Raw genomic sequence first — 24522 nt, forward strand, 5'->3', positions numbered from 1 at the left:
CGACGTAACCTGCTGCAATGGGTATTGCGATCAAGGGCCGAGGTTCCACGTCCCACCTGGCCGGGCGCTTCGAAAGCACCGTCAGCGAGGCGGTGGACGACGGCTGGGCGATGGACGAAAGCGAAGAGTTCCTCGCTCCGCGCCTGCGCACCGAAGTGCGCGCCGAGACCGCACGCAGCATCATCAGCCGCAACACCTCGCCGGACGTCGGCTTCAGCCAGTCGGTGAATCCGTATCGGGGCTGCGAGCACGGCTGCTCGTACTGCTTCGCACGCCCCTCTCACGCCTATCTGAACCTGTCGCCCGGGCTCGACTTCGAGACCAAGCTGTTTGCCAAGACCAACGCGCCGCAGCTGCTGCGCAAGGAACTGTCGAAGCCGGGCTACGTGCCGCAACCGATCGCGCTGGGCATCAACACCGACGCGTACCAGCCGATTGAACGCAAGTTCAAGCTGACCCGCCAGTTGATTGAAGTGATGCTGGAGACGAAGCATCCGTTCTCGCTGATCACCAAGAATGCGCTGGTCGAGCGCGACATCGATCTGCTCGCGCCGCTGGCGGCGGAGAACCTGGTCAGCGTGCATTTCTCGGTGACTTCGCTGGATCCGCACCTGTCGGCGAAACTGGAGCCGCGTGCCTCGGCACCACATGCGCGCCTGCGTGCGATGAAACGCCTGCATGAAGCGGGCATTCCCGTCGGTGTGATGGTGGCGCCGGTGATTCCCTGGATCAATGACAGCGAACTGGAAGCCGTGCTGGAGGCTGCGCATGATGCTGGCGCCAGCACCGCAGGCTACGTGCTGCTGCGCTTGCCGCTGGAAGTGGCACCGCTGTTCCGCGATTGGCTCGATACCCATCATCCGGATCGCGCCGCGCATGTGATGAGCACCATCCAGCAGCTGCGTGGCGGCAAGGATTACGACAGCCAGTTCGGCACGCGCATGCGTGGCCAGGGCGTCTATGCCGATCTGCTGAACAACCGTTTCAAGCTGGCGCGCAAGCGGCTGGGCTTCAATGCGCAGAACAGCCATTGGCCGAAGCTGGATTGCAGCCGGTTCGAGAAGCCGCTACCGCCGCGGAAGGATTCGCCGCAAGGGTCGTTGTTCTAGGAAGTTCCGAGGCGTACGGAGACGACACCGCACTGAGGCCCGTTGCAAAGCGTGAAAGAATCGTTACACCCGGCGAAAATGAACCTTATGTTAACGGTTCACGCGCTGTCTGGCCTGCAACGATTTCCAGGGAAATGGAAGAGCATGAAGCTCCTGAAGACACGTACGTCGCTGTCCCTTGTTCTGCTTGTTACCCCCTTGTCCCTGTTTGGTGCCGGCGCCAAGACGCCGCCGACGGATTTGGAGCGGATCACGGTCAAGCCGCCCGTCGAGGACTTTGAATACCCCCTGTGGTGGTCGATTGATGGAGGCATGCAAGGCGGCTTCGATGGCGGCATGGGCGGGGGCGGCGGTTCATTTCCGACCGAAACCGCGAAGGAGCAGCCGACCGATGACAAGGAGAAGGACTGCAATGGCCGTAAGGGCAATCCCGTCGTGCTCTACAGCGGCAACAAGGTTGAACCAGAACTTGATTTCGCCAGTCACGGTGAAATGGGCCTGTTTCTGCAGCGCAACTACAATCACTACTGGAGCGCAACCGGACTGTTCGGCAATCACTGGCTGAGCAACTTCGACTATTCGCTCGCATTCACCGATGCAAATCAGTTGGCGTGGGTGCAACGGCCCGACGGTCGCCGCATCAAGTACCTCAAGGATCCGACCAGCGGTCGCTGGTATGAGGACAAGGCCCAGCCCATCGCGTACCTTTCCGCGAACGGCGATGGCACGTTTACGCTTCGAAACGAAAAAAACGGTACGGAGACCTACAACGCTGAGGGCTATATCACCCGACTCAGCAATGAGCAGGGCGTGAGCTGGACGTTCTCCTATGCTGACCGCTATCTGCAGAAGGTGACCCACTCCTCGGGACGCAGCGTCAGCTTTGGCTGGGCCAATGGACAGGTTAGCCAGGTGACCGATCCGGCCGGCAACATCTATCGCTACACCTATACCCCCAACGTGTTCGGGAACGGACGTGGCCGGCTCGCCAGCACGTCGCTGCCAGGCACACCAGCAACGACGATCAGCTACCACTACGAAGATGCCCGCTTCCCGGGTGCCCTGACCGGCAAGTCCTTTGATGGCGTGCGCTATTCCACTTTTGCGTACGACGCGGAGCGGCGCGCCATCAGCACGGAGCACAATGGTGGCATTGAACGGTTCCGCTTCAGTTACGCCGTACGCAGCACCGAACCGGTGCTGCCGCCCCCCGCTCCGACTCGACCCGGGGGTCTCCGCGCCGATGAGGAGCGTGGATGGTGCGAACAGCGCACCGGAGGCACACGCATCTGCTATCAGCCGCGCTCACTGCCTGTTGGCTCGCTGCCGATGGAGAGCGCACTCGGTATGACGGCTGCCGCTGCGCCTAGCCTTACGCGGCCCGTCGATATTGATGTCACTGTGATCAACCCTCTTGGCCGTAGCACCACTTACACGTTCAAGGACGGAAAGATGGTATCGACCAAGGGTGATCCGTCGCCGAACTGCCCTGCCAGCTACAAGGAGCAGAGTTATGACGCCAGTGGATACCCGGATCTGTTCCATGACTTCCAGGACAATCTGACCAACTTCGACTACAGCGCTCAGGGTTACCTGTTGAAGCGGGTGGAAGCTGTCGGCAGCTCGGCCGAACGTACGACGTTGCAGGAGTGGGATACCACGCGGAACAGACTCCTCAAGACAACGGTAGTGGGTGACCTCGAGGTTGCCTACTCCTATGACGATCGCGGAAACGTGGCCAGCGCAACCGAGCGCAATCTGACGGCACGTGGCGTACCCAGCCAGACACGAGTGACCCGGAGCACGTATACCTATCACGCAAACGGATTGAAGGCCTCGATCAAGGTCGATGGACCGCTTGCGCAGGACGACGTCACCTCCGTCTTCAACAGCCAAGGCGATCTGACCAGCGTCACCAACGCACTCGGCCATACGATCAGCTATTCCAACTACAACGGATTGGGATTGCCTGGACGCATCGTCAATGCGAATGGTGGTGTGCGAGAGCTGACGTATGACGGCCGCGGCCGCGTTGTGTCCAACAGAACCAGTTCGGCAACCGGCTGGGCGACCACAGCCATTGGATACACTACTTCAGGTGACATCGCCTCGCTTACCCAGCCTGATGGCGTGACAGTGCGCTACGGCTACGATGCAGGGCGCCGCCTGACACAGGAAGTCCGTTCGATGGGAGACGGCAAGTGGGCATGGACCCGTCATAGCTACAACAACGCTTCCAATCGCACGCGCACCGAAGTTTCACAGACCGACTATCCGATGGATACGGTGGTGAGCGGAGTGATTGACGAAATCACCCATGATGCGCAGTGGAACTGGTTCGTCCGTGGCTGGGCCTGCTCCACTGGCTCGGCTGGGTCAATCCAGGTGGACGGTTACGCCGACGGCAACGTCTACCTGGGTAGCACTCAAGCGAACCTTGCCAGCGAGTCAGGTGTTGCTGCGGCCTGCCAAGCATCAGGGAGTGCCTATAGGTATCAGTTGCCGATATCGCTAGCCCAGAGGCAACAGTTGGGCGGTCGCAAGTTCTCCATCTACGGCCAATCTCCGCAGGGCCGCGGCCAGGACCGAGCGCTCGCGAACTCAGGCGTGTTTGCGATTCCAACGGCAAACATCGTTGGTGACATCGGCGGCGTGACCCAGGATGGCAACTGGAACTTCTTTATTGAAGGCTGGGCCTGCTCGATCGGCGTGGACGCTTCGATTGACGTCCACGTGTATGCAGGCAACACCGCATGGACGGGCGGCACATTCGTGGCCGGTGGCCGTGCAAATCTGGCAACGGATGGCAACGTGGCGAACGCGTGCCAGGCACGAGGTAATGCGTACTGGTTCAAAATTCCGCTGGATGCCAACGCACGATCGGCGCATGGCGGCAAAGCGTTGTACGTACATGGCCTCTCGCCTTGGGGCGGCGACCACCTGACCATCAATCGCTCGGGCACTTTCACTGTTCCAGCCGTTGTGCGGAGTGCGGAGTTCGTTTCCTTCAACGCCTATCCCACCAACATCACCAATGGAGGGCAAAGCACGTTGACCATACAGGTCCGCAACACAGGCAATGTCGTATGGGATGGAAACACCTACCTTGCATGGGGCCAGGACCAGCTGGATCAATCCCGAGCACTGGCCGGGCCGGTATCCCCTGGAGGGGTTGCATCGTTCAGCATTGACGTCGCGCCTTACCACGATGGCGTCGGCATCAGGAGCTTTGCATACATTGCCCAGATGGCCACCAGTGGTATCGCCTGGGGCCCCCGGCCCTACACCATGATCGCGGTAGAAAACGTGGATTGGTACTGCCCGCCAAACAGCACCACCTGCGAGGCGCCGATGTGATGACCACATTGACCCTACCCCTCATCGCATCGAATGCTGTTATGCACAGGGTGAACTACAGGTACGACGGGAGAACTGCGTCCGGTGGTACGGTCTGGGGCGCGGAAGCAAATGTCTTTCAGTCGGTCGAGAACAACAAGGGAAGTTGCGGTCGCATCGTCTGCGAACGCCCTCGGTAAGAAAGGACCAGCCATATGCCAGCACTGACGCTTGCCCTGATGGGGCTGAACGCTGTTGTCTCCGTCAACACATATGAGTACGACGAACTGGGTCGGGTGATCGTCGAGCGCGGCAACGGCGTACAGAACGTGCGCTATGCCTATGACGCGGAGGGACGCGTCACGCAGGTGACCGATTCGCAGAATCGCGTCACCCGTATGAGCTACGATCCGCGTGGACGCTTGATCAAATCAATCGACGCCGCCGGGGGCACGACCCAGATTGCCTACGATCTGGCAGATCGCCCGATCCGTGTGAGCGATCCCCGCAATCTCGTTACCACCTACGAATTCGATGGTTTCGGCCAGATGTGGAGACAGGTGAGTCCGGACACGGGAACGACCCAGCACCAGTACGATGCTGCAGGTCTGCGGACATCGACGGAGCGGGCCGATGGCAGTGTCGTCTCCTTTGGTTACGACGGTCTGGGGCGATTGACTTCTGCGAGCGCAGAAGGCCGAACAATGGGTTACAGCTACGATTGGTGCGGCAATGGTAAAGGTCAACTGTGCGGTACTTCAGGGCCCGGAACCGCCACCCATTTTGGCTATACACCGAACAGTGAGCTGCAGATACGACGTGACTTCACCGATCTGTCTGATCAGAAGACGGACTACAGCACAATCTATGGATACGACAGTATCAATCGCCTGAGCCAGATCACCTATCCCAACGGTGACAAGGCGACCTATACATATGGTTCCCAAGGAAAGCCAAGCTCGTTGTTGGCAACGGTCGACGGAACTCAGCGCTCGATCATTTCCCAAGCCAACTGGAAAGCAACGGGTGTCCGCGAATCGTTGGCATACGGTAATGGCCTCGTCAGAGGCTATAACCACGACCAAGAGGGGCGGCTTACCGCGATGTCGGTCTGGGGACCTAACAGCCAAAAAGTCAGCTATTTGGACTACCAATACAGCGGGGATGGTGAAATCAACGCCATCATCGATGCGGTCGATCCGAACATGACGCAGTTGATCGGCTACGACGCGTTGAGCCGTCTGACGCAGCTGACGCGCTTTGGTGTCACCAATCAGCTTTCCTACGATGCTGGCGGAAACCATGATCGCTACCAAGGGGGGAACCAGCTTACCCAGTACAGTATCGATCCAGGTAGCAACCGGGTGCTGGACTACACCAACCAGGATGGTAGCCGGCAGTACCAGTACGACGCGTTGGGAAATCGCATCAGTGAGACCGCGGGCAGTCGCATCAGTACCTACGAGTACGATGTCTTCAACCGCATGAGCCGCAGCAACATCGGAGGCGCAGCGACCGACTACGTGCTGAATGCCCAGGGACAGCGCGTGGCGAAGATCAACCTGAGTACGAACAGTCGATACTTCTACGCCGGCCAGAACCAGCTGATGACCGAGCTGAACAATGGCGTATGGACCAACTACTTCTGGTTCGAAGGTGAACTGGTTGGGCTCGCTCGCAGCGGGCAGCACAATTATGTGCATACCGATCATCTTGGTCGCCCGGAGTTCGTCACCAGCCCGAGCCAGCAGACCGTATGGAAGGCGTACAACTACGCCTACGGGCGTAGCGTCCAGAAGGATGAGATCGGAGGGTTGAACATTGGCTTCCCGGGCCAGTACTACGATGTGGAAAGCGGACTCTGGTACAACGGCTTCCGCGACTATGACGCGAGTATCGGACGATATGTGCAGAGTGATCCGATCGGGTTGGCGGGTGGGCTGAATACCTATGGCTATGTGGGTGGCAATCCCATCAACCGCACCGATCCCCTGGGGCTTCGTGCATTGCTTGATTGCGAGAAAGAAGCCTTGGCGCCGTATTACGGGGGATTGGTGGATATGGGTGATGTGGACTTCATCTCGAACGAACGGCTTGTTCCTAAGGGCTATTCAGCGATGACGCTTGGCAACAACATCTTTGTCAATCCGTCCGACGATATCCCGGGCTCCATCGAGACCATTGCACTGTTGGGGCACGAGCTAGCGCATACCTACCAGCAACAGGTCCTGGGACTGGGCTCGTTCCTGCTTAGATACAAGAATGATTACGAAACCGGAAGGATCATGAGGGGAGAGAATCACGATACCGCGTACAGGAACATCTCTTTCGAAAGGGATGCATACACCATGGGTAGCATGATCGAGCGTGAACTCAAAAAATCAGGAGTCAATCCCTGTGATTGTGTTAACTAGCAGGTGCATGTTCCTTGTCCTTCTATGCATCGCGTTCTCCGCGTGCGTGGCCACGCGAGATCCCGATGTCTCGGCATATTTGAAGTACAAGGCGGCCGATGCCGGCAACGGGAGTTTCACTTCACTTCCGGATGACGAGAAGACCAGGGTGTTCTTTGGCGCTATGAAGGTTCACCCCCCATCCCTTTCCATCGAAGACGAGTTGGCAAAGCAGGACCTGGCCTATCTCCTGGAGTTGAAGGCGGTCATTGAAGATCGGGGAGGTAGCTACGAGGCCTACTCGTTCATCGCCGCGATAGCGCAGAAGCAACGCAATGGCCAGCTGACCCAGCAGCAGGTCGATGCCATGCATCTGGACACGTTCTGCGTCCAGCGCGGGGATATGAACAATCTCTGTCGCAACCTGTTGATGGATTTGCCGGGGAGCTAGCCGGGCGGCGATCGCACGCTCGACGTCGACGATGCAGGTCGCGGCGATCAGCTGCCTCGGAATAATTGCTGCGCACTCTGGAACAGGATCCAGCTGGTGGCGATGAACTTGTCGCCGCCCTGCGGCCGGTTGCCACGATGCGTGTGGGTGAATGCCGTCGGTGCGATCAGCAGGCTGCCGGTGCGCGGCGCGATCTTGCGCCCCTGGAACAGGAACTCGGTTTCGCCTTCGTCGAAGTCGTCATTGAGATACAGCGTCCACAGCACATGCCGGTGCAGCGTGTCGGCCTGCGCGTCCTTCGGGTACAGCTCGCAGTGCCAGTACGGGTAGCCACCCTCGCCTGCCGCGTACCACTGCAGGTTGATCGCGCCCGGGCGCAGGCAGGTGCGCGCCAGATCCGCGAGCTGCTCCGGTGCCATGTCGGGAAAATCCTCGGCCGACAGACGCCGCGGCTGGCCGTTGCTGTCCTGGATCTGCAACATCAACGGCGCGATCAATGCCTGTGGATAACGGCGTAGATAAGTCTGCAGACCGGCAAAAACCGCCTGCTGCAGCTGCTGGTCCACATCCTGCCAACCCTCCAGGCCACTGATCCGCAGATCCTTGCTGTGCTTGAGTTCCGGGAACACACCGCTGCCCACTGCACCGGGTTTCAGGCCCTGGCTTGCACGCATGCGCGCGACGATTGCAGCGCACACGTCGCTGGGGACGGCGTTGTGGATGACCTCGATGAAATCGACAGGGCCCGACTGCTGCATGCGTGCATTCCTTGGACGGCAAGGACTTGATGGTGCCGTTTGCCGCCCCTGCTGTCACCCTGCGGTCATGTCATCGTTCTGCCATGACCGCTGTAGGGATGGCCGCTGTCAGACGCTCTTCGCGTCATGCTCCTGGTGATAACGCACGGCCTCGGCGACCTCTTCGCGCGAACCGAGGAACACCGGCACGCGCTGGTGCAGCTGGTCGGGTTGCAGGTCGATGATGCGTTCGCGACCGGTCCAGGCCGTACCGCCCGCCTGCTCCACCAGCAGGCCCATCGGGTTGGCTTCGTACATCAGGCGCAGCTTGCCGGCCTTGCCCGGTTCCTTCTTGTCCCACGGGTAGATGAAGATGCCGCCGCGGGTCAGGATGCGATGCACGTCGGCCACCATGCTGGCAATCCAGCGCATGTTGAAGTTCTTGCCGCGCGGGCCGTCCTTGCCGGCCAGCAGATCTTCGACATAGGCCTGCATCGGTGCTTCCCAGTGCCGCTGGTTGGACATGTTGATGGCGAACTCCTGGGTCGCCGCCGGGATCTGCATGTTCTCGGTGGTCAGCAGGAACTCACCGGTTTCGCGGTCGAGGGTGAAGGCGTGGGTACCGTGGCCGACAGTCAGCACCAGCTGCGTGCTGGGCCCGTAGATGCAGTAGCCGGCGGCGATCTGCTTGCTGCCCGGCTGCAGGAAGGCGTCATCGCCAGGCAGTTCGACGTTGGTCGGGCAACGCAGCACCGAGAAGATGGTGCCGACGGAGACGTTGACGTCGATGTTGGAGCTGCCATCGAGGGGATCGAACAGCAGCAGGAAATCGCCGCGTGGGTAGATGTCCGGCACCGGCTGGCTGTGGTCCATCTCCTCCGATGCGCAGGCGGCGAGGTGACCGCCCCAGGCGTTGGCTTCCAGCAGGATCTCGTTGCTGATGACATCCAGCTTCTTCTGCGCTTCGCCCTGCACGTTGCCGGTACCGGCTTCGCCGAGCACGCCACCGAGGGCGCCCTTGCTGACGGCGATGGAGATGCTGGTGCAGGCGCGGGCGACGACCGCGATCAGCTGGCGCAGGTCGGCGTTGATGCGGCCGGCGTGTTGCTGCTGGATCAGGAATCGGGTCAACGAGGTACGGGACATGGGCGGGCAGGTCTCGGCAACGGGAAAACGCCTATTGTCGCTGGTCTGACTTGCGCGTGGGTGAGCGGGGAAGGCGTAATCGTTTCCAGATGCGTTGCGCTGTGCGGCGCCTTCCTTTCGTAGAGGCGCGCGGGAGGGGGCGACAATGCAGGACACGCTGCAAGTACGTCCATGTAAGCTCGATGGCGCCATCCATGGCGCCAACGGTCCTGCATTGTCGCCCCCTCCCGCGCGCTTCAGGGTTGGCTGCGCGCGCGGAGGGTGTGGCAAGGCAGGAGCAAAAAACAAAGGCGCCTTTCGGCGCCTTTGTTTCCACAGCTTGCTGGAGCGGTCGATCAGCCCTTGGCGACGGTGGCCACGGCCTTGGCGACGTATTCCAGGTTGTTCTGGTTCAGCGCGGCCACGCAGATGCGGCCGGTGCCGACGGCGTAGATGCCGAACTCGTCACGCAGGCGCTCGACCTGTTCGCGGCTGAGGCCGGAGTACGAGAACATGCCCGCCTGCTCGTTGATGAAGCCGAACTGCGGGGCACCGGCGGCGGCCAGCTTCTCGACCAGGCCCTGGCGCAGGGCGTGGATGCGCTCGCGCATCTCGGTCAGTTCCTGCTCCCACATCGCGCGCAGGTCCGGGTTGGTCAGCACGCCGGCAACCAGTGCAGCACCGTGGGTGGACGGGCTGGAGTAGATCGTGCGGATCACGCGCTTGACCTGCGACTGCACGGCCTTGGCGTCAGCGGCGGTCGGCGCGACCATCGACAGCGCACCCACGCGCTCGCCATACAGCGAGAACGACTTGGAGTACGAGTTGGCGACGATGAAGCTGTCGATGCCGGCCTCGGCGATGATGCGCACCGCAGCGCCGTCCTGCTCGATGCCCTTGTCGAAGCCCTGGTAGGCCATGTCGATGAAGGGGAACAGCTGGCGGTCCTTCAGCAGCTGCGCGACCTGCTTCCACTGGCTGACGGTGAGGTCGGCGCCGGTGGGGTTGTGGCAGCAGGCGTGCAGCAGCACCACGGTGCCCGCTTCCAGCTTGCCCAGGTCGGCCAGCAGGCCGTCGAAGTTGACGCCATGGGTGGTCGGGTCGAAGTAGGTGTAGTCCACCACCTCGAAACCAGCGGCGCTGAACACCGCGCGGTGGTTTTCCCAGCTCGGGTTGCTCAGTGCGACGGTGGCGTGCGGCAGCAGCTTCTTCAGCACGTCGGCGCCGACGCGCAGCGCACCGCTGCCACCGACGGTCTGTGCGGTGGTGACGCGGCCAGCGGCCAGCAGCGGCGAATCCTTGCCGAACACCAGCTCACGGGTGGCCTGGGTGTACGCCGGCAGGCCATCGATCGGCAGGTAGCCGCGCGGTTTGGCTTCGTTGGCGAGCTGCTGCTCGATCTGCTTGACGGCGCGCAGCAGCGGAATGCGGCCGCTCTCGTCGTAGTAGATGCCCACACCCAGGTTGACCTTGGTCGGGCGGCTGTCGGCGTTGTACGCCTCGGTCAGGCCCAGGATCGGGTCGCCTGGGACCAGTTCCACGTTTGCAAAGAAGGACACGGCGGTACTCGTTCGGTAGACGGAAAGGGGGAGGAATTGCGCCACGCGGCTTGCGGCCTGTCGGCCGAAACCGACCCATCGTAACAAAGCCTGCCGGGGCTGGCCGCCGCCATCGTCATCGGCCTGCCCGTACCATGGCGTGCGTTACCGCCGATCCATCAACCTGAATCATGAATCCCGCCGCGCGACGTCGTTGCCTTCCCCTGTCCGCCCTGCTGCTATCGCCTTTGGCGGTGGGCGCCGCGCCCTCGCCGACGGTCCTGCCGACGGTGCAGGTGCAGGCCGCGCGGGTGCCTGGCGTGGATCCCTTCGCCCTGCCCGCCAGCCTGGATACGGTGTGGATCGATGCCGACCGTAGCGGCGCCAACGCGCAGCTGTCCGAGGCGCTGGGTGGGGTGCCGGGCCTGCTGGCCCGGGACCGGCAGAACTTCGCGCAGGACACCCAGCTGTCGATCCGTGGCTTCGGCGCACGCTCGACCTTCGGCGTGCGCGGGGTGCGGGTGCTGATTGATGGCGTACCGGCGACCATGCCCGATGGCCAGGGTCAGCTGTCGCACGCCAGCCTGCTCGGTGCGGAGCGCATCGAGGTGCTGCGGGGGCCGTTCTCGGCCCTGTACGGCAACTCGTCCGGTGGCGTGCTGCAGGTGTGGAGCGCACAGGGTCAAACCGGTGACCCCTGGCGGCTGCGGGTGAACGCGGGTGCCGACAACACGCTCAGCGTCGGTGCGCAGTTGCGCGGGGCGGGCAGGGGCATCGACTACAACGTGGCCGCCAACCATTTCAGCACCGACGGTTGGCGCGATCACAGCCGTGCACGTCGCGAATCGTTGAACGCGCGGCTGGGCACCGACCTCGCGGGCGGCCGCCTGGAACTGCTGCTCAACGCGCTGCACGCGCCGAACGCGCAGGACCCGCTGGGCCTGACCCGCGCGCAGGTAGCGGCCGACCCGCGTCAGGCCACGGCGTTGGCCGACCAGTACAACACCCGCAAATCAGTGCGCCAGCAGCAGGCCGGCCTGCGCTGGACCCGTGAAGCCGGTGCGCAGCGCTGGCAGCTGATGGGCTATGCCGGGCAGCGCGCGGTGAGCCAGTACCTGCCGATTCCGCCGGGACCGCAGGCCAACCCATTGCACGCCGGTGGCGTGATCGACCTGGATGGCGGCTACGGCGGGCTGGACGCGCGCTGGGGCTGGAACGGCGATCTGTGGGGCCGCCCGCTGGATCTGGTGGCGGGGGTGAATGCTGACCGCCAGCGCCAGCACCGCACTGGCTACGAGAACTTCATCGGCAGCACCGTGGGGGTACGCGGCCGCGTGCGCCGCGACCAGATCGACATCGTGCAGAACGTGGATCAGTTCGCCCAGGCGTGGTGGCAGTGGAGCCCGCGCTGGTCGTTGCTGGCCGGGGTGCGCCACAGCACGGTGCGCTTCGAATCGAATGATCGCTACATGGTCGGGCGCAACCCGGACGACAGTGGCCATCGCCGCTACCAGGCCACCACGCCGGTGGCCGGTGTCAGCGTCGAGGCAACCCCGCAGTGGCGCCTGCACGCGGCCCTGGGCCGTGGTTTTGAAACCCCGACCTTCAACGAGCTCGGCTACCGCGCTGATGGCCAGGCCAGGCTGGCGCTGGATCTGGCGGCTGCGCGCAGCCGCAGCCTGGAAGTGGGCAGCAAGTGGCATGCGCAGGATGGAAGGCAGCTCGATGTCAGCCTGTTCCGTGCAGATACCGACGATGAGCTGGCCGTTGCCAGCAACACCAATGGCCGCAGCACGTATCGCAACATCGGCAGCACCCGTCGCCAGGGTGTGGAGCTGCAGTACCGGCAGCCGCTGGCTGAGCAGCTGGAACTGCAGCTGGCCTGGACCTGGCTGCAGGCGCAGGTGCGCTCGCCCTACCTGGCCTGTGCGGCCAGCAACTGCGCAGTGCCCGACACCGTAGTTGCTGCCGGCAGCCGCCTGCCCGGCGTGCCCCGGCAGCAGGCGTATGCCCGCCTGCAGTGGTCGCCAGGGGACTGGCAGTGGGCGCTGGAAGCTGCCGCCAGCAGCGACGTGGTGGTGAACGACATCGCTACCGAGCGCGCACCGGGATACGCGCTGCTGAACCTGGAAGCCGGCCGCAGCTGGAGGCTGCAGGCCGGTGAACTGCGCGCCTTCGCGCGTATCGACAACGTGCTGGACCAGCGCTACATCGGCTCGGTGATCGTTAACGACGGTAATGGCCGGTTCTTTGAGCCCGGGCCGGACCGCCGCGCCAGCGTGGGGCTGCAGTGGTCATGGCGCTGAAGTGGTAGTGCCGGCCGCTGGCCGGCATCGCTCCGTGCAGGATCGCTGAGGTTGCCGGCCAGCGGCCGGCACTACCCGTCAAACGAAGGCCTTGCCGTCAATCCGGGGCCTTGGCCGGCACGAACGGCGAGGTCGGATCGCTGGCCGGGAAGGTTTCTTCCAGCGCCTCGTCCTGGTTGTCGCTGGCATGCTGCTTGCGCTCGCGTCGCTTCAGCGGGCTTTCCTGGCCACCCCGGTTGCGATCGCCACAGTCCTTGCGGTCCTGCGCGGCCTGCTCCGGCCGGCGTACGACGGGCAATGCGCCCTCGTCCGGCACCGACATGCCGGCGCCGCGGTCCTCGGCGTCGGCCAGATCATGCTTGCCGCGCTGCTCGCCCGGCTGGGGAGTGTGGTTCTCACGCAGGGGGTCACGGGTGCTGGTCATGGGGCATTCCTCCGGTAGGCCCCCACTACAGCGCGGACGAGGTAAAGCCGCTGCGAACCTGGCGTCATGAACATCTTTGTCACGACTGGATAACGGCAGCGCGCGTATTCCTGCCCACCCGCCCTGCTGCAGGAGCCGGCCATGCCCCGTCTTGAACGCCCCGCCCCATCCGTGTTCAACGCCCTGCTGGATCCGCTGGGCCAGCGCAGCGCGCAGCGCCGGACCCGCCGTCTCGAGGATCCGCAGGCGGTGGCGCAGGATTACCTGCAGTACATGCTGAGCGACTACGAAGAACGTCGCGCACAAGGGCACCGCAACTGGCGCGATCTGTGCCCGGTGTATGCCTTCGCGCTGACCACCCACGCCGCCGACTGGCCGCGTGGCGGCGGTGCCGATACCTGTGGCGAACTGGCCGAGCACTGGGAGCAGATGCGCGGACAGTCGCGCCTGAACTGGGCACAGGCGCAACCGGTGGTGGAAGATGCCTGGCGCGCGCTGGACCATATCCCGGCCGCTGCGGTGAGGACGCTGCTGCAGTAGTGCCGGCCGCTGGGCGGGATCTCCGGGTTCAGCACGCTGCCGGCCAGCGTGCCGGCACTACCCGCGCGGCGTGCACGTTGCCGACACGAGCGTTTCACGGTGGCCGGCTGAAGCTGGCCATCCCTGCTGAAACCCCAGGTGCGCATCATGGCCCGCCCGATCTGGACCGGCACACTTTCCTTCGGCCTGCTCAACGTACCGGTCTCGCTGATGTCCGGTGAACGCAAGGTCGACCTGCACTTCCGCATGCTGGATTCGCGCGACCGCAAGCCGATCCGCTTCGAGCGGGTCAACGCCGACACCGGCGAGGAAGTGCCGTGGAAGGACATCGTCAAAGCCTACGAGTACGACAAGGGCAGCTACGTCGTGCTGGAGGAAGACGATATCCGTTCGGCTGCGCCGGAGAGCCATGAAACGGTGGAGGTGGAGACCTTCGTCGACGCCACGCAGATCGATCCACGCTACTACGAAAAACCCTATCTGCTGGTGCCCGGGAAGAAGGCCGAGAAAGGCTACGTGCTGCTGCGGGAAACCCTGCGCAACACCGGCAAGGTCGGTATCGCACGGGTGGTGGTGCGCACGCGCGAGTACCTGTGCGCGGTGATGCCCAACGACGACGCACTGGTGCTGATGATCCTGCGCTATCCCCAGGAACTGGTTGAGCCTGACGACTACACGCTGCCCAGTGGAAAGCTCGCTGACTACCGCATCACCAGCAAGGAAACGGCGATGGCCGAGCAGCTGATCGAGTCGATGGCCGGTGACTGGGATCCTTCGCAGTACCACGATGAATTCCGCGAGCGCCTGCAGCAGGTGCTGAACAAGCGCATCAAGTCCAAGGGTGGCACCACCAAGGTGGAGGACGAGCCGGCACCGCGCGAGGACGCCAGCACCAACGTGGTGGACTTCATGGCATTGCTGCAGAAGAGCCTGGATGCCAACAAGCGCACGCCGGCGAAGAAGGTGGCCGTGCGCAAGGCATCGACCAGGAAGACAGCGGCGAAGAAGGCACCGGCAAAAAAGGCCCCTGCGAAGAAGGCTGCAAAGAAAACCGCCGCGCGACGCAAGGCAGGTTGAGCCATGTCGTTGCATCAGTACCGGCGCAAGCGTCGGCTGGGCGGAGGCAGCGGGCAGACCCCCGAGCCGGACGAAGTGCCCGCGCGGGGCAACCCGAAGCGGCGGCCGATCTTCGTGGTTCAACTGCACCACGCCAGCAGCCGACACTACGATTTCCGCCTGGAAATGGATGGCGTGTTGAAGAGCTGGGCGGTGCCGAAGGGGCCGTCGCTGCGGGTAGGCGAGAAGCGCCTGGCGGTGGAAGTGGAAGACCATCCGCTGTCCTATGCCGGCTTCGAAGGTGATATTCCGGAAGGACACTACGGCGCCGGCCACGTCGATGTGTTCGACCACGGCAGCTGGGCCTGCGAAGGTGATCCGCTGGAGGCACTGGCGGCTGGCAAGATCGACTTCGTGCTGCATGGACAGCGCCTGGCGGGTGGCTGGAAGCTGGTGCGCACGGCGATGAAGGGCCGCCAGGTGCAGTGGCTGCTGATCAAGCGCGACGACGAGCAGGCACGGGATGCTGAAGCGGATGATCTGCTGCATTCGCCAGCACCCAAATCTGCGAAGGCGCGCCGCGCCTCTGCGAAGAAGGCGGCGCCAGCGCCGCGTACCGCGCATCCACGCAAGGCTGATGCACGCTGGCATGCGCGTGCGCTGAAGCTGGATGGGGCGCGTGACAAGAGCTACCCGCGCCAGTTCAAACCCCAGCTCACCGATCATCGCGGCGCTGCGCCCGATGGTGAGCGTTGGCTGCACGAGATCAAGTGGGATGGCTACCGGCTGCTGGCGGACCTGCACGAGGGCGAGGTAAAGCTGCGCTCGCGCAATGGCCTGGACTGGACCGCGGATTTTCCCGAAGTGGTGCGGGCCGTACAGGCGCTACCGGTACGCGATGCACGCCTGGATGGGGAACTGGTGGTACTGGATGACAGCGGCCGCAGCGACTTCGCCGCGCTGCAGCGGGTGATCGACGGCAGCTCGAAACAACCGCTGCGCTACATCGTGTTCGATCTGCCGGGCGTGGCCGGCGTCGACATCAGCCGCGCGCCGCTGCTGGAACGCAAGGCACTGCTGAAGGAGCTGATCGGCGATACGCCGGGTACGCTGGCTTTCAGCGAGCACGTCATCGATCACGGCCCGGCGGTGTTCGAGGCCAGCGGCAAGGCGGGCTTCGAGGGCATCGTCAGCAAGCAGATCGATGCGCCCTACGTGAACGCCCGCGCGCGTAGCTGGGTGAAGGTGAAGCATGAGGACACCGATGAATTCCTGATCATCGGCCACACCGCGCCAAAGGGCTCGCGGGTGGGATTCGGTTCGCTGCTGCTGGCCACGCCGGACAAGGGCGGCCTGCGCTATGTCGGCCGGGTCGGTACCGGCTTCGACGACGAGAGCCTGCGCGCGCTGTCGGCCACGCTGGCGCCGCTGGCGGTGAAGGCAGCGGTGCTGGAGCTGCCGGCGCACGTGCCCTTCCGTGCGGCCAGCGTGCGCTGGGTGAAGCCGGTGACGGTGGCCGAGGTCGCGTTCCGTGGCTGGGGCAAGGAAGGATTGCTGCGCCAGGCCAGTTTCAAGCGACTGCGCAGTGACAAGCAGAAGGAGGACCTGGCGATGAGTGCAGCACCGGCCGATGACGGCGACGACGTTGCCATCACCCATCCCGAGCGCGTGGTGTTTGCGAAGAAGAAGCTCAGCAAGGGTGACGTCGCCGGCTACTACCGGCAGATGGCGCGCTGGATCCTGCCGGAAATCAGTGGACGGCCGCTTTCGCTGCTGCGCTGTCCCGATGGCGTGGGCAAGGCCTGTTTCTTCCAGAAGCACCACGGCCAAGGCCTGGGCGACGCCGTGCATGCAGTGCCGCTGCGGCAGAAGAGCGGGCGCGAGGACTACGTCTATATCGGTGACGAACGCGGGCTGCTGCAATTGGTGCAGATGAACACCCTGGAGCTGCATCCCTGGGGGGCGACGGTGGCCGATCCCGAGCATCCCGACCGGCTGGTGTTCGATCTTGATCCGGGTGAGGGCGTGAGCTGGGCCGACGTGAAGCGCGGCGCGCGTGATGTGCGCGATCGATTGCAGGAGACCGGGCTGCAGAGCTTCGTGCGGTTGTCGGGTGGCAAGGGCGTGCATGTGGTGGTGCCGCTGCTGCCGAAGGCGGACTGGGAGGACGCGAAAGCGTTCTGCGAGGCGTTCGCGCAGGCGATGGCCGAACAGGCGCCGGACCGCTACGTGGCGACGATGAGCAAGGCCAAGCGCAGCGGCGTGATCTTCATCGACTGGCTGCGCAATACACGCGGTGCGACCAGCGTGTGTTCGTGGTCGCTGCGTGCGCGCGAGAGCGCGGGCGTGGCGGTGCCGCTGCGCTGGGAAGAGCTGGCGCGTGTCGGCGCTGCCGATGCGTTTCCGATGGACAAGGCGTTGGCACGGGCGAAGCGATTGAAAGCGGATCCGTGGCAGGGCATCGAACGGGTGAAGCAGAAGCTGCCGACGCTGCAGCGGTAGTGCCGGCCGCTGGCCGGCAACTGCAGGATGGCCAAGGTTGCCGGCCAGCGGCCGGCACTACCCGTAGCCGGTCAGCGCGGATCGCGCGAGGCGCGGCGGCCGAACCACCAGCCGACCAGCAACTGCACCGGCAGCGAAACCAGCAGGCCGATGACGAACCACTGTGGGAAATCGCCCCCCATCCCCCACAGGCCATAGCCCGCGCCGAGCACCAGCAACGACCAGATCGAAGTGCCATGCGCGCGCGGCCAACACGGTGCGTAGTAGGTGGCAAAGGCGATGGCGGCGACACCGCCGAGCACGGTGAACGCCAGGTCCCAGCCGAGCTGCGCCTCACTTCCCGGTGTCATGCCCAGCAGCGAAGGCAACCAACCGGCAGTACTGCTGACCAGAGCCAGCGCGAGCAACGCGCCGATCAGGGCGAGCAACGAGAGAAAGAGGGTCTTGAGCGTGGCGGGCATGCGCGCATTGTACGGCGGCCAGGCCGCCCGGCGCTGCGGGCAGATCGGCATGGCCGCCGTGCCCGTGGGAGAGGGAAACGGGCACGGCAGCCATGCACAGGGGGTCAGGCAGCGAAGTCGATCACCACGCGGCCTTCGATGGTGCCGGCGTGCATGCGCGCGAACACCTCGTTGACGTTCTCCAGGCGGTCGGTGCTGACCGTCGCCGCAACCTTGCCTTCGGCGGCGAACTGCAGCGATTCCTGCAGGTCCAGGCGGGTGCCGACGATCGAACCGCGCACGGTGACGCCGTTGAGCACCATGCCGAAGATGTCCAGTGGGAAGTTGCCCGGTGGCAGACCGTTGAGCGAGACCGTGCCGCCGCGCCGCACCATCCCCAGCGCCTGTTCAAACGCCTTGGGCGAAACCGCGGTGACCAGTGCACCATGCGCACCGCCGATCTCCTTCTTCAGGAATGCGGCCGGATCGGTGGTGCGCGCGTTGACGGTGACCTGCGCGCCCAGGCGCCGTGCCAGCGCCAGCTTGGCGTCATCGACGTCCACCGCCGCCACGTTCAGGCCCATCGCGCGGGCGTACTGCACCGCCATGTGGCCGAGGCCGCCGATACCGGAAATGGCCACCCAGTCACCGGGCTTGGTGTCGGTGACCTTCAGGCCCTTGTACACGGTGACGCCGGCGCACAGCACCGGCGCGATCTCGACAAAGCCCACTTCCTTCGGAAGCAGGCCGACATAGTTGGCATCGGCCAGTGCGTACTCGGCGAAGCCGCCGTTGACCGAGTAGCCGGTATTGCGCTGCGTTTCGCACAGCGTTTCCCATCCACCCAGACAGTGTTCGCAATGGCCACACGCCGAGTACAACCAGGGGATGCCGACCCTGTCACCTTCCTTGATGTGCCCTACCCCGCCTCCCACGGCCACGACGTGCCCCACGCCCTCGTGGCCGGGGATGAACGGCGGGTTCGGTCTCACCGGCCAGTCGCCCTCGGCGGCGTGCAGGTCGGTGTGGCAGACGCCACAGGCCTCGATCTTGACCAGCACCTCGCCCGCCCCCGGGCGCGGTACCACGACTTCTTCGATGACCAGCGGCTTGCCGAACTCACGGACAACGGCGGCCTTCATGGTTCTATTCATGCGTGCTTCTCCGTAGTGCGCTTGCAGACAGGATGGCGCCGGCCCCATGCCCGCGCCTTGATCCCGATCAATCCTCAGAAGAAGCCGAGCTTCTTCGGTGCGTAGCTGACCAGCAGGTTCTTGGTCTGCTGGTAATGGTCGAGCATCATCCGGTGGTTCTCGCGGCCGATGCCCGACTGCTTGTAGCCGCCGAACGCGGCGTGTGCCGGGTAGGCGTGATAGCAGTTGGTCCATACCCGCCCGGCCTGGATCGCGCGGCCGACCCGGTACAGGCGCGCGGCATCGCGGCTCCAGACGCCGGCACCCAGCCCGTACAGCGTGTCGTTGGCGATCTGCAATGCTTCTTCCTCGGTCCTGAACGTGGTCACCGACACCACCGGCCCGAAGATCTCCTCCTGGAACACGCGCATGCCGTTGTGACCCTTGAAGATGGTGGGCTGCACATAGAAGCCGTCGGCCAGGTCACCACCCAGCGCGGCCTTGTCGCCACCGATCAGCACCTCGGCGCCTTCCTCGCGGCCGATGGCGATGTAGGAGAGGATCTTCTCCAGCTGTTCGCCGGATGCCTGCGCGCCCACCATGGTGTTCGGGTCCAGCGGATTGCCCTGCCGGATCGCTGCCACGCGTTCGAGCACGCGTTCCATGAAGCGTTCGTAGATCGATTCCTGCACCAACGCGCGCGACGGACAGGTGCAGACCTCGCCCTGGTTGAAGGCGAACATGACGAAGCCTTCCACGGCTTTGTCGAGGAAATCATCGTCTTCGGCCATCACGTCGGCGAAGAACAGGTTCGGCGATTTGCCGCCCAGTTCCAGCGTCACCGGGATCAGGTTCTGGCTGGCGTACTGCATGATCAGGCGGCCGGTGGAGGTCTCGCCGGTGAAGGCGATCTTGGCGATGCGCGGGCTGCTGGCCAGCGGCTTGCCCGCTTCCAGGCCGAAACCATTGACCACGTTGAGCACACCCGGCGGCAGCAGGTCACCGATCACTTCCATCAGCACCAGGATCGACGCTGGCGTCTGCTCGGCCGGCTTCAGTACCACGCAGTTGCCGGCGGCCAGTGCCGGTGCCAGCTTCCAGGCCGCCATCAGCAGCGGGAAGTTCCACGGGATGATCTGCCCGACCACGCCCAGCGGTTCGTGGAAATGGTAGGCCACGGTGTCGTCGTCGATCTGCGACAGGCTGCCTTCCTGCGCACGCAGGCAACCAGCGAAGTAGCGGAAGTGGTCGGCCATCAGCGGCACGTCGGCGTTGAGCGTCTCGCGGATCGGTTTGCCGTTGTCCCAGGTCTCGGCGTGGGCCAGCAGTTCCAGGTTCTGTTCGATGCGATCGGCGATGCGGTTGAGCAGCAATGCACGGTGTGCAGCCGATGTGCGGCCCCAGGCGTCCTTGGCGGCGTGCGCGGCATCGAGTGCGGCGTCGATGTCCTCGGCATTGGAGCGGGCGACCTCGGTAAATACCTGGCCGTTCACCGGCGAGATGTTGTCGAAGTACTGGCCGCTGCGCGGGGCGATCCATTCGCCACCGATGTAGTTGCCATAGCGCGGCTTGAACAGGGAACGCGGATCGGTGGCATGCGGGCGGGCGGACGGTACGGCGTTCATGGCGGCTCCTGTGGTGGGCATGGTGCCTGCACAGGCGCAAGGACGATGCCAACCCAGGCCTGCTGCGCTGCATCACGCCTTCATCGCCCGGCTGTCGGTCATGGTGTCGCGCAGGCTGCGGCAGTGCAGCAGGTGTGGCCGTTGCAGGCCGACGCGGGGTGTGCTGTTAATCGGGACAGGTCCCGCAACAACTGTCGCACTGTGCGACACAGGAGGCTGTCGGTGTCCCCGCTTGCTCCCGATCCCCGCCTGGGCAGTGCCCGGCGCAGTTTCTTCGAGCGTGGCGCTGCCCCGGTTGGCGCGGTGCCCGAGGCGATCCTGCATTCCTGGCAACGCTGCCAACGGCACGGCCTGCTGGTGGATGCGCAGCCGACCGCCGAACCGCTGACCGACCACCGCCTGCGCGAACTGCGCCAGCGCCGCGAGCGCCTGTGGCGACAGGCGCGCCCAGAGCTGGATGGATTGGCGGCGGAAATGACCCACAGCGGCAGCATCGTGCTGCTGACCGATGAAGACGGCTGGATCCTCGACGCCGAAGGCAGCACCGGTTTCCTCGACAAGGCCGGTCGTGTCGCGCTGATGCCGGGCATGCGCTGGGACGAAGGCACGGTCGGTACCAACGCGATCGGCACCGCGCTGGTGGACGGGCGCGCGCTGCAGGTGCGTGGCGGCGAACACTACTTCGCCCCGCACGGCATCCTCACCTGTTCGGCGGTGCCGATCCTCGATCCCTATGGGCAGTGCCTGGGTGTGCTCGACGTATCCGGTGATGCGCGGTTGCCGCACCTGCATGCACTGGCACTGGTGCGGCAGGCGGTTGCGCAGATCGAGCACCGCGGTTTCGCCGACGGCCTGTCCGACTGCGAGCTGCTGCGCCTGCATCATCAACCCGCGCTGCTAGGCAGTGCGCGCGAGGGCGTGCTCGGCTTCCGCGGCGGACGCTTGATCGCGGCCAATCGTGCCGGGCTGGCGCTGTTCGGGCTCGATCGGCAGGATATCGGCCGCACGCCGTACGAAGCTTTGTTCGAACAGCCGCTGTCGCGGCTGGCCGATGACGGCGTGCTGCTTGATCGCCAGGGTCGTCGTTTGTACGGCGTGCGCGAAGCACGCGCGTCGCGACGCAGTGTGGCCACGCCGGTGGCGACCGCGTCGTTGCCGGCGCGCGCGCAGGGGCCGCTGTTCGATATCGCGCAGCAACATCAGCTGGCCAATGCAGGACGTGTGCTGCAGGCCGGGTTGCCGGTGCTGCTGCAGGGCGAGACCGGCACCGGCAAGGAAGTCTTCGCGCGTGAACTGCACGCACGCAGCGTGCGTGCCGGAAAGCCCTTCGTCGCGGTGAACTGCGCGGCACTGCCGGAGGGCCTGATCGAAGCAGAGCTGTTCGGCTACGAGGATGGTGCCTTCACCGGTGCGCGCCGCCAGGGCAGCCCGGGCCTGCTGCGGCAGGCCGAGGGCGGCACGCTGTTCCTCGATGAGATCGGCGACATGCCGCTGGCGCTGCAACCGCGCCTGCTGCGCGTGCTGCAGGAGCGCGAGCTGTCACCGCTGGGCGGTGGCAAGCCGGTGAAACTCGATTTCGCGCTGGTCTGCGCCAGCCACTGCGAACTGCCGCAGGCGGTGGACGCAGGCCGCTTCCGTGCGGATCTGTATTACCGCATCGCCGACCACGTGGTGACCCTGGCACCGCTGCGGCAACATCCCGATCGCGGTGCAGTGGTGGATGCGCTGTGGCAGCAGCTGGGACACGGCCATGTGTTGTCTGCGCAGACGCGCGCGGCACTGGTGGCCCATGCCTGGCCCGGCAACCTGCGGCAGCTGAGTGCCTGCCTGCGCACGCTGGCAGCACTGGCTGAGCCCGGTCAGCCGGTGGATCCGCAGCTGCTGCCGGTGGACGTGCGTGCTGGCACGGTGGCCGCGCCAGCACTGCCTGCCAGCGGTGCGCTGGAGGAGATCGCCGAGGCGGCCATGCGCCAGGCGCTGGCCGAGTGCCAGGGCAACGTCAGCGCGGCCGCCAAGCGGCTGGGGATCAACCGCAGCACCCTGTACCGGCGCCTGGGTACGCCGCGTGGTTGAGGGAATCCGCTGGCGCCGGGTCTGTGCCCGGTACCAGCGGCCGAACGATCAACTGGCCAGCACCGCGGCCTCGCGCGCCAGGCGCTCGACGCTGTCCCAGTCGCGGGTCTGCATCAGCGCGGCGGTGGTCAGCCAGGAGCCGCCCACGCACAGCACGTTGGGCAGGTGCAGGAACTGGCTGGCAGTCTGCGCACTGATGCCACCGGTCGGGCAGAAGCGCACATCACCGAACGGGCCGTGCCACGCCGACAGCATCGCGGCACCGCCGGCCTGCACGGCGGGGAAGAACTTGAAGGTATCCAGGCCATGTTCCAGGCCGACGATCAGCTCCGAACCGGTGGCCACACCCGGCAGGTAGGGCAGATCGGCATCGCGTGCGGCAGCGTACAGCCGTGGCGTCGCCCCGGGCGACACCGCGAAGCGGCCACCGGCCTGCTTTACGGCCTGCATCTGTGCGGCATCGAGCACGGTGCCGGCGCCGATCACCGCATCCGGCACGGCTTCGACCATCGCCTTGATCGCTTCCAGCGCACGGGGCGTGCGCAGGGTCACCTCGATCACCGGCAGGCCACCACGGAACAGCGCCTGCGCGACCTGCACCGCATCGTCGATGTCATCGGGGGTGAACACCGGAATCACCGGTGCCAGTTTCAGTACCGCACGAACGCGTGGATCAGCGCCGGACATCGAATCTCTCCTCGCCCATCAGGGCCAACACATCAGCTTCGCTGACGGGATTGAAATCGCCGGGAATGGAGTGCTTCAGGCCCCCGGCGGCCAGGCCGAAGCGCACGGTGGCGTCGGCATCGAAGGCGGACAGGATGCCATGCAGGATGCCTGCCGCGAAGGCATCACCACCGCCGATGCGGTCGACGATGCCCTGCAGCTGGCGTACCGGCGCCTGTGCGCGGGTGCCATCGCGGCCAAGCAGCAATGCGCCCAGCGCATGGTGGTCCACGCTCAACGTCTGCCGTTGGGTGCAGGCCAGCCACTGCAGCTGCGGGAACGCTTCGAACGCCGCCGCTGCCGCCGCTTCCACGCGCGCGACCACGTCGGGCTGTTCGAAGCGCTGGCCGAGGATGACTTCGATATCGCGGTAATCGGCAAAGACGATGTCGGCCTGCGCGAACAGTTCATGCAGGATGGCCTGCGCATCGCCGCCCCAACGCTGCCACAGCTTCGGCCGGAAGTTGCCATCGAAAGACACGCGCACGCCCTGCGTACGGGCGGCACGCGCTGCGGCCAGCGTGGCCTGCGCCACGTCCGGGCCCAGCGCCGGGCTGACTCCCGACAGGTGCAGCCATTGCGCGCCCTGCAGCAGCGCCGGCCAGTCGTAGTCGGCGGCGGTGCTGTTGGCGAACGCGGAATCGGCACGGTCGTAGACCACTTCACTGGCCCGTTGCACTGCGCCGGTGGTCAGGAAATACAGGCCCATGCGGCCTTCGGCATCTTCGCGCACGCCGCGCGTATCGACGCCGTGCCGGCGCAGTTCGGCCAGCGCATGCGCACCGAGCGCGTTGCCGGCGACGGTGCTGACCATGGCCACGTCATGTCCAAAACGGGACAGCGAGACAGCCACGTTGGCCTCGGCGCCGCCGACGTGCACCTGCAGCTGCGGCGACTGCAGCAGCAGTTCGCGACCGGGCGCTCCCAAGCGCAGCAGCAATTCCCCGAAACACACGATACGACCCATTTCTGCTCCTTCACGCGTGCCGCCCGCATGTGACACTGGGC

18 protein-coding genes are annotated in these 24522 nt (G+C 64.9%); 9 read left to right on the top strand and 9 right to left on the bottom strand.

The window, feature by feature from the left end; translation table 11 throughout:
* The first annotated feature begins 17 nt into the window (after positions 1 to 17).
* From HUT07_RS00080 to HUT07_RS00095, 4 genes are all read left to right on the top strand, one after another.
* Positions 18 to 1109, top strand: coding sequence for a PA0069 family radical SAM protein (locus HUT07_RS00080; RefSeq protein WP_176019177.1), 1092 nt, complete (start codon positions 18 to 20; stop codon positions 1107 to 1109).
* 144 nt (positions 1110 to 1253) lie between these two features.
* Positions 1254 to 4466, top strand: a complete 3213-nt coding sequence (locus HUT07_RS00085; protein ID WP_254898783.1) for a DUF6531 domain-containing protein — start codon at positions 1254 to 1256, stop codon at positions 4464 to 4466.
* Between the two features lie 194 nt (positions 4467 to 4660).
* Positions 4661 to 6859 carry an RHS repeat-associated core domain-containing protein gene (locus HUT07_RS00090; protein ID WP_176019178.1) on the top strand — a complete coding sequence of 733 codons (2199 nt, stop codon included), beginning with the start codon at positions 4661 to 4663 and terminating at the stop codon, positions 6857 to 6859.
* Between the two features lie 7 nt (positions 6860 to 6866).
* On the top strand, positions 6867 to 7289 hold the full coding sequence (locus tag HUT07_RS00095) for a hypothetical protein (protein WP_164144998.1): 423 nt from the start codon (positions 6867 to 6869) through the stop codon (positions 7287 to 7289).
* A gap of 47 nt (positions 7290 to 7336) precedes the next feature.
* On the opposite strand, the gene HUT07_RS00100 is transcribed toward HUT07_RS00095, so the two are convergent.
* The 3 genes from HUT07_RS00100 to HUT07_RS00110 form a co-directional block, all read right to left on the bottom strand.
* A complete protein-coding gene (locus tag HUT07_RS00100; protein WP_176019179.1) occupies positions 7337 to 8047 on the bottom strand; it encodes a 2OG-Fe(II) oxygenase in 711 nt (236 codons plus the stop codon).
* A 108-nt stretch (positions 8048 to 8155) separates the two neighbouring features.
* On the bottom strand, positions 8156 to 9172 hold the full coding sequence (locus tag HUT07_RS00105) for a class 1 fructose-bisphosphatase (RefSeq protein WP_176019180.1): 1017 nt from the start codon (positions 9170 to 9172) through the stop codon (positions 8156 to 8158).
* Between the two features lie 335 nt (positions 9173 to 9507).
* Positions 9508 to 10710 carry an amino acid aminotransferase gene (locus tag HUT07_RS00110; protein WP_176019181.1) on the bottom strand — a complete coding sequence of 401 codons (1203 nt, stop codon included), beginning with the start codon at positions 10708 to 10710 and terminating at the stop codon, positions 9508 to 9510.
* Between the two features lie 170 nt (positions 10711 to 10880).
* Between HUT07_RS00110 and HUT07_RS00115 the strand changes: the two genes are divergently transcribed.
* Positions 10881 to 12995: a TonB-dependent receptor gene (locus tag HUT07_RS00115; protein ID WP_176019182.1), complete on the top strand. Its 2115-nt coding sequence runs from the start codon at positions 10881 to 10883 to the stop codon at positions 12993 to 12995.
* 97 nt (positions 12996 to 13092) lie between these two features.
* Here HUT07_RS00115 and HUT07_RS00120 read toward each other — a convergent pair whose 3' ends face one another.
* Entirely contained in the window at positions 13093 to 13419 is a 327-nt protein-coding gene (locus tag HUT07_RS00120) for a hypothetical protein (RefSeq protein ID WP_176019183.1), read from the bottom strand.
* Between the two features lie 141 nt (positions 13420 to 13560).
* On the opposite strand from HUT07_RS00120, the gene HUT07_RS00125 reads away from it, so the two are divergent.
* From HUT07_RS00125 to ligD, 3 genes are all read left to right on the top strand, one after another.
* Complete coding sequence (locus HUT07_RS00125; protein ID WP_176019184.1) at positions 13561 to 13959, top strand: hypothetical protein; 399 nt, start codon at positions 13561 to 13563, stop codon at positions 13957 to 13959.
* Between the two features lie 147 nt (positions 13960 to 14106).
* Positions 14107 to 15036 carry a Ku protein gene (locus tag HUT07_RS00130; RefSeq protein ID WP_176019185.1) on the top strand — a complete coding sequence of 310 codons (930 nt, stop codon included), beginning with the start codon at positions 14107 to 14109 and terminating at the stop codon, positions 15034 to 15036.
* A gap of 3 nt (positions 15037 to 15039) precedes the next feature.
* Positions 15040 to 17517 carry a DNA ligase D gene (gene ligD, locus HUT07_RS00135; protein ID WP_176019186.1) on the top strand — a complete coding sequence of 826 codons (2478 nt, stop codon included), beginning with the start codon at positions 15040 to 15042 and terminating at the stop codon, positions 17515 to 17517.
* 71 nt (positions 17518 to 17588) lie between these two features.
* On the opposite strand, the gene HUT07_RS00140 is transcribed toward ligD, so the two are convergent.
* From HUT07_RS00140 to adh, 3 genes are all read right to left on the bottom strand, one after another.
* On the bottom strand, positions 17589 to 17978 hold the full coding sequence (locus HUT07_RS00140) for a hypothetical protein (RefSeq protein ID WP_176019187.1): 390 nt from the start codon (positions 17976 to 17978) through the stop codon (positions 17589 to 17591).
* 104 nt (positions 17979 to 18082) lie between these two features.
* Positions 18083 to 19111 (bottom strand): alcohol dehydrogenase AdhP, encoded by a 1029-nt coding sequence (gene adhP, locus HUT07_RS00145; RefSeq protein WP_176019188.1) that lies wholly within the window; start codon positions 19109 to 19111, stop codon positions 18083 to 18085.
* Positions 19112 to 19185: 74 nt separating this feature from the next.
* The gene (gene adh, locus HUT07_RS00150) at positions 19186 to 20715 is read right to left on the bottom strand and encodes an aldehyde dehydrogenase (RefSeq protein WP_176019189.1); all 1530 of its coding nucleotides are present in this window, start codon (positions 20713 to 20715) and stop codon (positions 19186 to 19188) included.
* 222 nt (positions 20716 to 20937) lie between these two features.
* Here adh and HUT07_RS00155 point away from each other — a divergent pair, with 222 nt between their 5' ends.
* The gene (locus HUT07_RS00155; RefSeq protein WP_254898784.1) at positions 20938 to 22788 is read left to right on the top strand and encodes a sigma-54-dependent Fis family transcriptional regulator; all 1851 of its coding nucleotides are present in this window, start codon (positions 20938 to 20940) and stop codon (positions 22786 to 22788) included.
* A 48-nt stretch (positions 22789 to 22836) separates the two neighbouring features.
* Here HUT07_RS00155 and eda read toward each other — a convergent pair whose 3' ends face one another.
* Together eda and HUT07_RS00165 are read right to left on the bottom strand one after the other, a co-directional pair.
* Positions 22837 to 23475 (bottom strand): bifunctional 4-hydroxy-2-oxoglutarate aldolase/2-dehydro-3-deoxy-phosphogluconate aldolase, encoded by a 639-nt coding sequence (gene eda, locus HUT07_RS00160; RefSeq protein ID WP_176019191.1) that lies wholly within the window; start codon positions 23473 to 23475, stop codon positions 22837 to 22839.
* Positions 23462 to 24481, bottom strand: coding sequence for a sugar kinase (locus tag HUT07_RS00165; protein ID WP_176019192.1), 1020 nt, complete (start codon positions 24479 to 24481; stop codon positions 23462 to 23464). Before HUT07_RS00165 ends, eda begins: the two co-directional genes overlap by 14 nt.
* Positions 24482 to 24522: the final 41 nt, after the last annotated feature.

The sequence above is a fragment of the Stenotrophomonas sp. NA06056 genome (assembly GCF_013364355.1).
Taxonomy (GTDB): Bacteria; Pseudomonadota; Gammaproteobacteria; order Xanthomonadales; family Xanthomonadaceae; genus Stenotrophomonas.

Coding starts and splice junctions, on each gene's coding strand:
- HUT07_RS00080 (WP_176019177.1), top strand. CDS start 18: ATGGGTATTGCGATCAAGGGCCGAGGTTCCACGTCCCACCTGGCCGGG.
- HUT07_RS00085 (WP_254898783.1), top strand. CDS start 1,254: ATGAAGCTCCTGAAGACACGTACGTCGCTGTCCCTTGTTCTGCTTGTT.
- HUT07_RS00090 (WP_176019178.1), top strand. CDS start 4,661: ATGCCAGCACTGACGCTTGCCCTGATGGGGCTGAACGCTGTTGTCTCC.
- HUT07_RS00095 (WP_164144998.1), top strand. CDS start 6,867: ATGTTCCTTGTCCTTCTATGCATCGCGTTCTCCGCGTGCGTGGCCACG.
- HUT07_RS00100 (WP_176019179.1), bottom strand. CDS start 8,047: ATGCAGCAGTCGGGCCCTGTCGATTTCATCGAGGTCATCCACAACGCC.
- HUT07_RS00105 (WP_176019180.1), bottom strand. CDS start 9,172: ATGTCCCGTACCTCGTTGACCCGATTCCTGATCCAGCAGCAACACGCC.
- HUT07_RS00115 (WP_176019182.1), top strand. CDS start 10,881: ATGAATCCCGCCGCGCGACGTCGTTGCCTTCCCCTGTCCGCCCTGCTG.
- HUT07_RS00120 (WP_176019183.1), bottom strand. CDS start 13,419: ATGACCAGCACCCGTGACCCCCTGCGTGAGAACCACACTCCCCAGCCG.
- HUT07_RS00125 (WP_176019184.1), top strand. CDS start 13,561: ATGCCCCGTCTTGAACGCCCCGCCCCATCCGTGTTCAACGCCCTGCTG.
- HUT07_RS00130 (WP_176019185.1), top strand. CDS start 14,107: ATGGCCCGCCCGATCTGGACCGGCACACTTTCCTTCGGCCTGCTCAAC.
- ligD (WP_176019186.1), top strand. CDS start 15,040: ATGTCGTTGCATCAGTACCGGCGCAAGCGTCGGCTGGGCGGAGGCAGC.
- HUT07_RS00140 (WP_176019187.1), bottom strand. CDS start 17,978: ATGCCCGCCACGCTCAAGACCCTCTTTCTCTCGTTGCTCGCCCTGATC.
- adhP (WP_176019188.1), bottom strand. CDS start 19,111: ATGAATAGAACCATGAAGGCCGCCGTTGTCCGTGAGTTCGGCAAGCCG.
- adh (WP_176019189.1), bottom strand. CDS start 20,715: ATGAACGCCGTACCGTCCGCCCGCCCGCATGCCACCGATCCGCGTTCC.
- eda (WP_176019191.1), bottom strand. CDS start 23,475: ATGTCCGGCGCTGATCCACGCGTTCGTGCGGTACTGAAACTGGCACCG.
- HUT07_RS00165 (WP_176019192.1), bottom strand. CDS start 24,481: ATGGGTCGTATCGTGTGTTTCGGGGAATTGCTGCTGCGCTTGGGAGCG.